Raw genomic sequence first — 12,016 nt, forward strand, 5'->3', positions numbered from 1 at the left:
TACCCGAAAGCTGCCCATGCTGAGCACAGCCCTGCGCAACACCCTGGCGCACAAGGCCCGTCTGGTCATGACCGTCCTCGCGGTCTGCCTGGGTGTCGCGTTCGTCAGCGGCACCCTCGTCTTCGCGGACTCCACCGCCGAGGCCCATCGCGCCGCCGCCTCGAAGAATTTCGCCGACATCGCGGTCACCGTGACCGCGAAGGAGTCCCCGTCCGGGGGCGCAGCGGACCGGCGGAGCAGCGTGCTCGACGACGCGCTCGCACGGAAACTGGCCGACGTACCCGGTGTCGCCGCCGTGGAGCCGTCGGCCGACGGCTCGGCCGCCCTGAACGCGGCCGACGGCACCCCGCTGCGGGTCAGGGCCGGGGCGAACCTCGCCGCCGCCTACGTACCCGGCAAGGACGGCAAGGACAGCCGCTACCCCCTGATCGAGGGCCACGCGCCGAGGCACAGCGACGAACTCGCCGTGGACAGGGGCACGGCCGCCGCCGGCCGCTTCCGCATCGGCGACACGATCACGCTGGCCACCGACGGCCCGGTCCTGGCCAAGCGGCTCGTCGGCATCGTCACCACCGAGGACACCCGGGTGACCGCCGGCGGCACCCTCGCCCTGTTCGGCAAGGCGACCGCCCAGAAACTGTTCGCGTCCCCGGGGCACTACACCGGCATCGATCTGTCCGCCGCGCCCGGCACCGACCAGTTCGAGCTGGCCCGCCGGGTCACCGACGTGCTCCCGGCCGACCGGGCCGAGGCCACCACCGGCGCCGCCCAGGCCGACCAGCAGGCCATCCTCGTCGACACCCTGACCCGGGGCTACGCGAAGCTGCCGCTGGTCTTCGCCGGGGTCTCGCTGTTCATCGGCTCGTTCCTCATCGTCAACACCTTCACCATGCTCGTGGCGCGGCGCACCCGTGAGATCGCGCTGCTGCGGGCGATCGGCGCCTCGCGCCGCCAGGTGGCCCGCTCCGTCCTCCTGGAGGCCCTCCTGGTCGGCCTCGTCGCCTCGGCGGCCGGATTCCTGCTCGGCCTCGGCATCGCCTCGGTGCTGCCCGACGTCCTGAGCGCCGACGGGAACACCCTGCCCCACGGCCCCCTGGTGATCGGCCCGCGGCCGGTCGTGGCAGCGCTCGGCGTGGGCGTGGGCGTCACCGTGCTCGCCGCGTGGCTGCCGTCCCGCAGGGCGGCGAAGGTCGCGCCGATCGAGGCGATGCGCACGGCCGGACAGCCGCCCTCCGCCACCCGGTCCCGGACCCGGGCCGTGACGGGCCTTGCCCTCCTCGTCCTCGGCGCCGGCCGGCTGGTGTCGCTCACGGGAGCCAAGGACGCCTCGGAGGAGAACCTGCACCGTGCGATGCTCGGCTGCGCCCTCCTCGTCGCCGCCCTGATCGTCCTTGCGCCGCTGCTCGCCGCCCCCGTGATCCGGCTGACCGGACGGCTGACCGGCCGCTTCGGGATCACCGGCCATCTCGCCCGCGAGAACGCGCTGCGCGACCCGCGGCGCACCGCGGCCACCGCCGCCACCCTGCTGATCAGCACCGCACTGGTCGCCGGGCTCGCCGTCATCGGCAACTCCACCGGGCAGGCCCTGGACCGCCAGGCCGCGGCCGGTCTCGGCGCCGACTACGTGATCAGCTCCCGCACCACCACGACCGGCGTCGACCCGGCCGCCGTACGGCGGGTGGCCGACGCCTCCGGGGTGCGGACCGCGACCGCCGTCACGGACTCCACCCTCTTCGTCGGCGGCGGTGTCCGGGACATCTCCGGCGTCGACCCCGGCACCGTGAACGACGTCATGAAACTCGACTTCGTCAGCGGCTCCGTCAAGGAGCTCGGGCCGGGCCGGATCGCCGTCTCCAGCACCGTCGCCCGGGAAACCGGCGTGACCACGGGCGGCCGGCTCAACGCCGGCATGGGCCGGAACCAGGAGTTCGAGAAGTACACCGTCGTGGGCGTCTACAAGGACAACCCCATCGCCCAGGACGCGCTCGGCGACCGTACCGAGGTCGCGAAGAACAGCTACATGCCCGGATCCGTCCAGCGGATCCTCGTCCGCACCGACGGCAGCGCGGTCTCGAAGACCACCGAGAAGCGGCTGCGCACCGCCGTGGGCAACAGCCCGCTGGTGAAGGTGCAGGACCGGGAGCAACTCGTCGACGAGGCCGCCGGCACCATGGCCGACCTGCTGAAGGTGATGTACGGGATGCTCGCCATCGGCGCCGTGATCGGCGCACTCGGCATCGTGAACACCTTGGCCATGTCGGTCGCCGAACGCACCCGCGAGATCGGGGCACTGCGCGCCCTCGGCATGGACCGCGCCGGCATCCGCCGGATGATCCGCCTGGAAGCGGTCACCGTCGCCGCGTTCGGCACCCTTCTCGGCCTGGCGGGCGGCCTGTTCGGCGCCTGGGCGGTCGGCTCGCTGGCAGGCGGCGCGATGGAGCAGTACTCCCTGACGCTGCCCTGGGGGACGCTGCTCCTCGTGTGCCTGCTGTCCCTCGCGGTCGGCGCGATCGCGGCCGCCGTCCCGGCCCGCCGGGCAGCCGCGCTGAGCCCGCTGGAAGCCGTCGCGGGGTAGAGGGGGTCAGGCCGTGGGCCGGGGGCGGCCCTTCGCCGCCAGCACGACGCACACCACGGCCAGCGGCAGCTCCGCGCCGAACGCCATCGCCACCGCCGAGAGCCGGTCCCCGCCCGGTGCCGCTGTCATCGTGTCGAACCAGGCGTCGACGACCAGCAGCGTCGCGGTGGCGGTGGCGGTGAACGCGTGCAGGTGGTGGCCGCGTACGGCCAGCAGCCCGGTGGTGATCAGGCCCAGCGCTTCCAGGCTGTCCAGGCCGATCCAGGCATTGCACCAGTTCGCGGCGGTGGCGGTGCCGGGCAGGCCGTTGGCGAGCACGATCAGCCAGGGCAGCAGGGCCAGTCCGCTGGCGACCAGGACGTGTTCCAGGCGGTACCGGCTGCGGAGCAGTGGCCCGGTCGACTCGTGCTGGTCATCGTGTTCCTGACGGACACTCAACGCGGTCATCGGATCGGGCTCCTCGGGTTGCCGGCTCTCCTTCACGGCCTCCAGCCTCCGCCGTACGCCGGTCACAGTCAGTAACGCAGGGGTCCGTTCCGGGGTGGCACCAGTTGCACCCCCAAGGCGGACGTTTACGCCATGGACCGCCCTGACCTCGGCGCCTACCGTTTTCCCATGCACAGAACCGCCCGCCTGCGGCGCGTGATCCAGCGGCCGTTCCAAGGAGCCGGACGACCGGTGGCGTTCATCGCCACCGGTGTCCTGATCCAGCTCGGGGTACTGCTCGTCATCGCCCTGCCGTGGATCCTCTTCGTCCCCGTCTCGAAAGGGGCCATCCTTCTGGCGGTCCTCGTCCCGTGCGCCGCCGTCCTGGCCGCGGGGCCGCTGCTGACCGAGGTGCAGTACGGCCGTTTCCGTACTCGGCTCGGTGTGGGCATCCCCTCGCCCTTTCCGGGACGGCGACCCCGGCTGCGCGCGTGGCTGCGGTCCCCGGCGGGGCGGCGGCAGCTCACGTACCACGTGCTGGGCGGGCCGCTCCTGGCCCTCGCAGCGGCCTTCGTGCTGCTGATGTGGGCCGCGGCCGTCGTAGCCGTCTCGGTCTATGTGTGGATCTGGCTCGTGCCGCTGGACTGGCGCATCGACCACCCCGGGTACAGCACCTGGGGGGCGTACGTCACCGCTGCCGGTATCGCCCTGCTCCACGCGGCGTCGTGGCTCTCCGGTGCCCTTGCCCGGCTCGACACCCGCACTGCGACAGACCTGCTCGGGCCCAGCCGTCAGGAGCAGTTGGCGCGCCGGGTCGAGGCCCTGACCGAGAGCCGGGCCGGCCTGGTGGACGCCGCCGACGCCGAACGGCGGCGCATCGAACGGGACCTGCACGACGGCGCCCAACAGCGGCTGGTCTCCTTGGCGGTCAACCTCGGGGTCGCCAAGGCCACGCTCGGCGACCTGCCCGAGGACGCCCGGCGGGTGATCGACGAGGCGCACCGGGAGGCGAAGGAGGCGATTCAGGAGCTGAGCAGCCTGGTGCGCGGGCTGCATCCGGCCGTTCTGGAGGACCGCGGCCTCGACGCCGCGCTCTCCGGCATCGCCGCCCGGGCCCCCATCCCGGTACGGGTGAAGGTGGACCTCCCGTCGCGGCCGTCGCCCACGATCGAGGCCGTCGCCTACTTCGTGATCTCCGAGGCGCTGACGAACGTGGTGAAGCACGCCGAGGCGTCCAAGGCCGAGGTCACGGTGGAGCGCTTCGGGGCGACTGTGCTGGTCGTCGTCAGCGACGACGGCGTGGGCGGTGCCGAGCTCACCGGCGGCACCGGGCTGGCGGGGCTGGCCAAACGGGTCGCTTCGGTCGATGGCACTCTGTCGGTCGACAGCCCCGTCGGGGGGCCGACCGTCATGACCGTGGAGTTGCCGTGCGTGCCGTGATTGCCGAGGATTCCGTCCTGCTCCGGATCGGCCTGGTCAAGGTCCTGGAGATGGCCGGATTCGAGGTGGTCTCCGAAGTGGGCGACGCCCAGGCGCTGTTGGCGGCCGTGGAGGAGCACCGGCCGGACATCGCGGTGGTGGACGTCCGGATGCCTCCCGGCTTCACGGACGAGGGCGTACGGGCCTCACTGGTCATCAGACGGCAGTGGCCGAAGACGGCGGTACTGCTGCTGTCGCAGTACGTGGAGGAGCGGTACGCGGCCGATCTGCTGTCCGCCAACACTTCGGGGATCGGCTACCTGCTCAAGCAACGGGTCGCGGACGTTGAGGAGTTCGCCGAGACCCTGCGGCGGGTGGCGGCCGGCGGTACCGCGCTGGACCCGCAGGTGGTCTCCCAGCTGCTGGTCCGCCGCCACCGCGACCCCCTGGACCGGCTCACCCCGCGCGAACGCGAGGTCCTGGAGCTGATGGCGGGCGGCCGGTCCAACGCCGGAATAGCCGAGCAACTCGTGGTCAGCGAGAGCGCGGTGGCCAAACACATCAACAGCATCTTCGCCAAACTCGACCTGCCGAAGGCGGAGGCGGACCACCGCCGGGTGCTCGCTGTGCTGCGCTTTCTCGACTTTGCCTGAGTGCGCCGGTGAGGGCCTGCGCGCAGGGCTGCCGTGCGGCGGCCGTCGCGCGCCGCGAGAGCTAAGATCCGGGCCATGGCCCTGACCATGAACGACGTGGACCGGTTCGAGGCCTCCAGGCCCCGCCTGGAGGCCATCGCCTACCGCCTGCTCGGCTCCGCGAGCGAGGCCGAGGACGCCGTGCAGGAGACGTTCCTGCGCTGGCAGGCCGCCGACGTCGGCCACATCGAGCTCCCCGAGGCCTGGCTGACGAAGGTCCTCACCAACCTGTGCCTCAACCAGCTCACCTCGGCCCGCGCGCGGCGCGAGACCTACGTGGGCCAATGGCTCCCCGAGCCGCTGCTCGCCGGGGACCCGATGCTCGGCCCGGCCGACACCGCCGAACAGCGCGAATCGGTCTCGTACGCGGTCCTTGCCCTGCTGGAGCGCCTCTCCCCGGGCGAGCGGGCGGTGTACGTGCTGCGGGAGGCCTTCGGCTACCCGCACCGGGAGATCGCCGAGATCCTCGACCTCACCGAGGCCGCCAGCCAGCAGATCTTCCACCGCGCCAAGAAGCACGTCGCGGACGGCAAGGCCCGCACCGAGATCGACGAGGCCGCCGCCCGGCGGATCATCGACGAGTTCCTCGCGGCCGCCACCAGCGGCCGGACCGAGCCGCTCGTGCGGCTGCTCACCCAGGACGCCGTCGCGATCGGTGACGGCGGCGGGAAGGTCCCGGCGCGGGCCAAGGCGTTCGAGGGCGCCCTCGCGGTCGCGAAGTTCATGCGGGGCCTGTTCAAGCCCGGCAAGGCCCAGCGCGCCCTGGCAGGCGGCTCACCCGAGGTCTACGCCACGACCGCCAACGGCGACCCCGCCGTCGTGGCGGTCGTGGACGGCCGGGTCATCGCCGTCATGTGCCTGGACATCACCCCCGAGGGCATCGCCGCGTTCCGCAACCAGGTCAACCCCGACAAGCTCGAACGCGCGACCCGGCGGTGGGCGGCCGCCGACCACGGCGAACCCCTGCTCAAAGCCTTCTGACCCTGATGTGAGGTGCTTCACATCGCGTTCCTGTCAGGAAACGGCGGGCCGCCCGGTTCAGGTGGCGAACCCGCCCACGACAGGAGCGCGACATGCAGCACCGCATCATCGTCCTCGGAGCCGGATACACCGGAGCCATCGCGGCCGGCCGCCTCGCCAGGCGGCTGCACCGTGACGACGTCGCCATCACCCTCGTCAACGCCGAGCCCGACTTCGTCGAGCGCGTCCGGATGCACCAGCTCGCGGCCGGCCAGGACCTCAAGCCCCGGCCCTTCAGCGAGATGTTCGCGGGCACCGGCGTCGACCTGAAGCTCGCGAAGGTCACCGGCGTCGATGTCGACCGCAAGACCGTCGCCGTCCTCGACGCGAACGGCGCCGAGGAACTGGCGTACGACACCCTCGTGTACGCCCTCGGCAGCGGCTGGAACCACCAGGGCGTCCCCGGCACCGCCGAGCACGCCCACGAGATCGCCTCCCGCCCCGGAGCGCTCCGGCTGCGCGAGCGCCTGGCTCGCCTGGACGCCGGACAGCCCGTGGTCGTGGTCGGCGGCGGTCTCACCGGCCTGGAGGCCGCGACCGAGATCGCCGAGGCCCGCCCGGACCTCGACGTCGCCCTTGCCGCCCGCGGCGGCCTCGGCGACGGGCTCTCGCCCAAGGGCCGCCGGCACCTGCGGAAGGTCTTCGGCCGGCTCGGCATCACCGTGCACGAGCACGCCGCCGTCACCGGCGTGCAGGCCGACCGCGTCGCCACCGCCGACGGCACGTCCATCCCGGCCGCGGTCACCGTGTGGACCGCGGGCTTCGCCGTCCACCCGCTCGCGAAGGCCACCACCCTGGAGGTCACCGGCACGGGCCAGATCGTGGTCGACGCGACCCTGCGCTCCCTCTCGCACCCGGACGTGTACGCCATCGGCGACGCGGCCCTGGCGATGGGCCCCGGCGACAAGCCGCTGCGGATGTCGTGCGCCTCGGGCAGCCCCTCCGCGTGGCAGGCCGCCGACGCCATCGCGGCACGCCTGACCGGCGGGAAGCTCCCGAACATGCCGATCCGCTACTTCAACCAGTGCATCTCGCTGGGCCGCAAAGAAGGCCTGATCCAGTACGTCACCGCCGACGACCGTGCCGTCCGGGCGGCCCTGACGGGTCGGCTCGCCGCCGTCTACAAGGAGCTGATCTGCAAGGGCGCGGCCTGGGCCGTCGCCAACCCGACGATCGGGATACCGACCCGGCGCCGCCGCGTCGTGCGGGCCGCGACCCCGGCGGGCTCGGCGGTCAAGGCGCCGGCCTGACGCGCACAGCGGAGCGGGCGCTCTCGATGCGAGGGCGCCCTCGGATCAGCCTCGGGCTGACGCCGTTCAGCGGGAGCGCCCGCACAAGGCATTCCCGAGGAACTGACCGGCCTCACCCTCCCCGTTTGATCCACTCTCCGCCGCCCAGCGGGTAGTCGTAGCCCGGGCGGTCCGCGTCGGCGCTGGTGCGAAACGGGGTGCCGTTGTCGTCGATGCGGACGGTGCCGTGGCGCGCCCCGCTGGACCAGTCCAGGGTGAGGTCCCAGCGGACGTCGTGCGCCTGGGTGTGGGCGGTGACGTAGAAGACCTCCGGGTCGGACTCGCTGACCTTGTACGGGAAGGCGCGCTGGCCGTTCTTGACGGTGACCGTTGGGCTGCCGTTGTCCAGGTCGGTGTCGAACGACTTGGTCTCGACGCGGCCGCCGCAGCCGACGCCCATCGAGTAGTCGTTCCAGGCGAGCGGCGCGCCCTTGGCGAGGACGCGGACGTGCAACGCCTCCAGGACGACGGTGTCCTCGCCGGTGCCCTGGACGGTGAGCGCGACCCGCTGTTCGCCCGAGGAGACCGCCCCGTACGCGGCGGCCCAGCGCGGGGCGTCCTGCTCGTTCGCGGGCGGGCCGACCTGCGCGGGTTCGCTGTCGACGAGGAAGTGCTGGCTGCACGGGTTGTCGTAGACGTAGGGACGGGTGCCGACAGTGAGCGGGACGGCCCCGGTGTGCTGGGGCACGCCCTGCTTGCCTTCGTCCTTCGACCTGCCGGACCCGGCGCCCTCGGAACCGGCTGTCCCGGTGGGGGAGTCGGGGGCCGATGCGGACGGCTTGTGTCCACTCCCGCTCCCGCTCGGAGACGGGGCGGCGGAGGGCTTCCCGGTGTCGCCGGTGTCGCCGGCTTCTCCGGTGCCGGTGATCGTAGGCATCGTGGTGTCTCCGACGGCCGTCGGACGCAGGTCGTACACGACGGCCCCCAGCGCGGCGACCGCCGCGACGGAGGCGATCAGCGCGATACGACGACGGAACCTGCGGGGACGATGTGGCGGCGCGGGCTCGCCCGGCACGCCGACGACAACCGCCGTACCCTTCTCGCCGCCCTCGGTCCCGGGCCCCACGGCTTCCGGCACATCAGCTGAACCGTCCGAACCGGCCGGACCGGCTTCTTGAGTCGAACCCGTCGCCGCGACCTGATCCGTCCTGCGCCCGCGTGCCGCGTCCGCCAGGATCCAGCGCCGGTGCAGCTCCACCAGCTCCTGCGGTGTCGCCCGGCAGGCTCTTGCGAGGCGCTCCACCGGTGCGTACTCGATCGGCACCGCGGTGCCGTTGCAGTAGCGGTGCAGCGTCGACGTGCTCATGTGCAGACGCTTGGCGAGCGCTCCGTAGCTCAGTCCCGAGCGGTCCTTGAGTTCCCGTAACAGCCGTGCGAACGCCTCCGTTTCGCCGGCTTCCGTTGCCCCTGACACCTGTTCCCCTCAACCCCGGTATCCCAGTAGCGCATTCCAGGGCCACTGCCTTCTCCCTGGTCAGAGCGCATTGTGCTGTTCCAGCGTCCCCAACTCCCCGCTGTGCATGGCAGTTGGGACGAATCACCTCACAAGCTTCGGTCATCCAATCACCACCCCACCCGGACACCGAAGGGGCACAGCCACATGTCCAACCTCCGCACCTCCCGCACTCGTCTCACCGGCGCCGCCGCGACCGTCGTTCTCGCCGCGCTCTCCCTGACCGCGTGCGGCAACGGAACAGGCGCCCACGACGAGGGTGCCGCGGCGGCCACCACCACGACTGCGAACTCCTCTTCCGGTGCTTCTTCTTCGGCCTCCGGCGCCAACTCCTCCTCTTCCTCCTCCTCTTCCTCGGATGCCAAGCCCGACGCCGCCGCTACGAGGCCCGCAACGCACACCTCTGCGCCGAAGGCGCCCGCCTCCTCCGGCAAGCCGGTCACCTGTGAGGGGTCCAACACCAGGACGGTCGCGGCCCCGCTGAACCGCCCCGTGAACCACATGCTGCTCACGGTGACCAACACCGGCAGCAAGAGCTGCTACCTCTACGGCTACCCGGCCGTCCGCTTCGGCGAGGCCCAGGCCGTGCCTCCGGTCATCGAGGAGTCGCAGCCGCAGGCAGTCGTCACGCTCGGGCCGGGCGAGTCCGGCTACGCCTCCGTGAGCCTGTCGGCCACCGACGGCAGCGGCTCGAACGGCCACACCGTGAAGTCCCTGACTGTCTACTTCCACGGCCCCTCCGGCAACGAGAGCGTCGGCGCGGGCGCTCACCCGTCGCTGCCCGCGAAGGGCGCCTACGTCGACGACTCGCTCAAGGTCACGTACTGGCAGCAGTCGATGGACGACGCCGTCAACTGGTGACGCCTGAGCGCACGCTCGACTGATCAAGCTGGACAGTGACAAGGCCCGGGTCTCTGACCTGGGTCTTCTTCATGTCGCGAGCATCTCCTGCAGCACGCTGCGCCCGGCCCGGTCGTCGCTCGGCCCGGACATGTCCGGTGTACACCTGTTCGGTAGCTGTGCGATCATCGCGACAACGGCCGCTGACCACGGTCGACTGGACACCGCCTGTGGGCGGCCGTGGGGGAATCGCATCGGGGGGTGCGCTGGTGAATCGGGCCATGCCGTCGGGGGCTTGTACGCCTGGCCGCACAGGACGGTCTTCGCGCAGGACTGCCTGTGCAGGGCTGGTTGCCGGGCTTGCGGCCTTCTGGGGTGCGTCAGCCGGCGCGGCCGAGGCGATCGCCGCTCCCCTGCCCCAGGTTGTCGCCGCCCAACAGGCCACAGCCGGTCCCCGTCTGGTGTTCTTCAACGACGACCCCACCGCCGCGGTGGGCGACAGCATCGGACTGCGCATCCTCGGCATGCCGTCGTCGTGGAACGAGGTGACAGTGACCTCTCCCGCTCTGCGCAAGCCGGCGCGGCTGACACCGAAGAGCAGAGGGGCCACGGATTCCGCGGAGGTGTACGGTCCCGGGCAGATGCAGTGGCTCCGCAGTGACATCACGCCGGGCACCTACACGCTCACGGCTGCCTTTCACGGCCGTACGGTCGCCACCACGCACGTGAAGGTAACCGCGCAGGCCGATGCCCGGATCTTCCGTTTCACGGTGTGGCCACAGTCCGCACGGTCCGGCTCCAGGGCGATGATCTGCTTCATCGACGAGCGGGCCGCGCCGGACGAGAAGTCGCTGGTGGCGACATCACCGGCGTTCCATGGCGCGGCGAGGCTCACCACCGACGGCGCCGACGACAACTCCTGCCCGACAGCCGACGGTTCGGACACCCTCTACTCCGGACACGTCACCTTGCGCTCCGGCCTTGCCGCTGGTTCCTACCAGGTGAAGGTCGTCAGCCACCACGGCAGGAACACCAGCACTCAGAAGATCACCGTCCCTGCGGACGCACGCGCGAGCAGGCCCGGCGCCGGCAGTCGGGCCGACTCGTCGGACGACGGGCTGCTGTGGGCAGCGTCCGGCGGAGCGGCTTGCCTGGCGCTGGTCGGCGTCGTCGCGTACACGATGCGTCGGCGCGGCGGGTCGGCGACGGGCTGACCTCTGTCCGGCCTCCGTGGCAACGGGCCGGACCGCTTGAACTCAGAGACGAAGACCCGGCCTTGCACTCCGCGACGGCCGTCACTCTCGCGCGTGCCTGAGGCCGACCGTGGCGTCCGGCGTGCCTGATCTGGAGAAATTCTACTTGCGATATACACGAATATGGCTTCGGGCTACCACCCTGTGCGCTGCACTCCTGCTGGGCAACGCCGCAACAGCCCAAGCCGCCACGCCGACCCCGGCCCCCACCAGAACCCTGGCGGCCAAGCCGGCCGCCGGCGCGTCCACTCCCGTACCGAGGCCCTCGACGTCCGTCACTCCGTCGCCGACCGGCAAGAGCACATGGACGGTCCAGGACGCCATCCGCTTCTGGACGCCCCAGCGCATGGCCTCCGCCACCGACCCCTCGGGCCGCGTTCCCCGGCCGCGGGGCTGGACGGCACCGCGCATGAAGCGCTCCGTCGCCGCCGGGGTCACCGGTGAGCACTTCGACGGCATGAAGTCCGTCGGCACGCTCTTCAACACGGGCAAGGGCATGCAAGCGCACCACTGCACGGCGAGCGTGGTGCACAGCGCGGGGCACAACCTCGTCCTCACCGCCGGTCACTGCCTCGGCAGCAACGCGGTGTTCGTTCCCAAATACGACCACACCAAGTCGGCCGCCGACCAGCCGTACGGAATCTGGCCGGTCAAGGAGTGGTTCCGCGACTCCCAGTACGCGTCCGACAAGAGCCCCAACTCCGACCTGGACTTCGCCTTCGCGGGCTTGACCGAGAACGGCGGCCACCATGTCGAGGACGTCGTGGGCGCCAACACCCTTGCCCGTACACCGGGGTTCGTCAACCAACTGACCGTCGTCGGCTACCCGATGGTCAAGTACGACTCGAAGGACCGCGCGTTCCGCTGCCGCGACGTCACGACGACTCCGCTGCCGGCCTACAACCAGATGCAGATCGACTGCGGCGGCATGTGGGGCGGGGTCTCCGGCGGGCCGTGGTTCTCCAAGCTCGACTCCTCGGGCGACACCGGCGTGATCGTCGGCAATGTGGGCGGCTACAACCAGGGCGGCCCCGATGTGAGGGCTGACA

The 12,016-nt window shown here is 71.6% G+C and carries 10 protein-coding genes; 8 read left to right on the top strand and 2 right to left on the bottom strand.

What is annotated here, in order from left to right:
• Window positions 1–16: 16 nt before the first annotated feature.
• The gene (locus AQI88_RS40085) at window positions 17–2,575 is read left to right on the top strand and encodes an ABC transporter permease (protein WP_067010305.1); all 2,559 of its coding nucleotides are present in this window, start codon (window positions 17–19) and stop codon (window positions 2,573–2,575) included.
• A 6-nt stretch (window positions 2,576–2,581) separates the two neighbouring features.
• Here AQI88_RS40085 and AQI88_RS40090 read toward each other — a convergent pair whose 3' ends face one another.
• Entirely contained in the window at window positions 2,582–3,022 is a 441-nt protein-coding gene (locus tag AQI88_RS40090; protein WP_244184582.1) for a hypothetical protein, read from the bottom strand.
• A 168-nt stretch (window positions 3,023–3,190) separates the two neighbouring features.
• On the opposite strand from AQI88_RS40090, the gene AQI88_RS40095 reads away from it, so the two are divergent.
• The 4 genes from AQI88_RS40095 (at window position 3,191) to AQI88_RS40110 (ending at window position 7,382) form a co-directional block, all read left to right on the top strand.
• Window positions 3,191–4,441, top strand: a complete 1,251-nt coding sequence (locus tag AQI88_RS40095) for a sensor histidine kinase (RefSeq protein WP_067010344.1) — start codon at window positions 3,191–3,193, stop codon at window positions 4,439–4,441.
• Complete coding sequence (locus tag AQI88_RS40100) at window positions 4,429–5,073, top strand: response regulator transcription factor (protein ID WP_067010311.1); 645 nt, start codon at window positions 4,429–4,431, stop codon at window positions 5,071–5,073. Before AQI88_RS40095 ends, AQI88_RS40100 begins: the two co-directional genes overlap by 13 nt.
• 75 nt (window positions 5,074–5,148) lie before the next feature.
• Entirely contained in the window at window positions 5,149–6,093 is a 945-nt protein-coding gene (sigJ, locus tag AQI88_RS40105; protein WP_067010314.1) for an RNA polymerase sigma factor SigJ, read from the top strand.
• A gap of 92 nt (window positions 6,094–6,185) precedes the next feature.
• Complete coding sequence (locus tag AQI88_RS40110; RefSeq protein WP_067010317.1) at window positions 6,186–7,382, top strand: NAD(P)/FAD-dependent oxidoreductase; 1,197 nt, start codon at window positions 6,186–6,188, stop codon at window positions 7,380–7,382.
• Between the two features lie 112 nt (window positions 7,383–7,494).
• On the opposite strand, the gene AQI88_RS40115 is transcribed toward AQI88_RS40110, so the two are convergent.
• Entirely contained in the window at window positions 7,495–8,835 is a 1,341-nt protein-coding gene (locus AQI88_RS40115; RefSeq protein ID WP_067010320.1) for a helix-turn-helix domain-containing protein, read from the bottom strand.
• Between the two features lie 186 nt (window positions 8,836–9,021).
• Between AQI88_RS40115 and AQI88_RS40120 the strand changes: the two genes are divergently transcribed.
• The 3 genes from AQI88_RS40120 to AQI88_RS40135 all read left to right on the top strand — a co-directional run.
• Window positions 9,022–9,735: a DUF4232 domain-containing protein gene (locus tag AQI88_RS40120; protein ID WP_067010323.1), complete on the top strand. Its 714-nt coding sequence runs from the start codon at window positions 9,022–9,024 to the stop codon at window positions 9,733–9,735.
• A gap of 248 nt (window positions 9,736–9,983) precedes the next feature.
• Window positions 9,984–10,928 carry a hypothetical protein gene (locus tag AQI88_RS40125; protein ID WP_159050525.1) on the top strand — a complete coding sequence of 315 codons (945 nt, stop codon included), beginning with the start codon at window positions 9,984–9,986 and terminating at the stop codon, window positions 10,926–10,928.
• Window positions 10,929–11,313: 385 nt separating this feature from the next.
• Window positions 11,314–12,016: trypsin-like serine peptidase (locus tag AQI88_RS40135; protein WP_159050526.1), on the top strand; the 703-nt coding region annotated here is incomplete at its 3' end.

The sequence above is a fragment of the Streptomyces cellostaticus genome (assembly GCF_001513965.1).
Taxonomy (GTDB): domain Bacteria; phylum Actinomycetota; class Actinomycetes; order Streptomycetales; family Streptomycetaceae; genus Streptomyces; species Streptomyces cellostaticus.

Excerpts from the sequence above, each read along its gene's own strand:
- AQI88_RS40085 (WP_067010305.1), top strand. The coding sequence starts at position 17 with ATGCTGAGCACAGCCCTGCGCAACACCCTGGCGCACAAGGCCCGTCTG.
- AQI88_RS40090 (WP_244184582.1), bottom strand. The coding sequence starts at position 3,022 with ATGACCGCGTTGAGTGTCCGTCAGGAACACGATGACCAGCACGAGTCG.
- AQI88_RS40095 (WP_067010344.1), top strand. The coding sequence starts at position 3,191 with ATGCACAGAACCGCCCGCCTGCGGCGCGTGATCCAGCGGCCGTTCCAA.
- sigJ (WP_067010314.1), top strand. The coding sequence starts at position 5,149 with ATGGCCCTGACCATGAACGACGTGGACCGGTTCGAGGCCTCCAGGCCC.
- AQI88_RS40110 (WP_067010317.1), top strand. The coding sequence starts at position 6,186 with ATGCAGCACCGCATCATCGTCCTCGGAGCCGGATACACCGGAGCCATC.
- AQI88_RS40120 (WP_067010323.1), top strand. The coding sequence starts at position 9,022 with ATGTCCAACCTCCGCACCTCCCGCACTCGTCTCACCGGCGCCGCCGCG.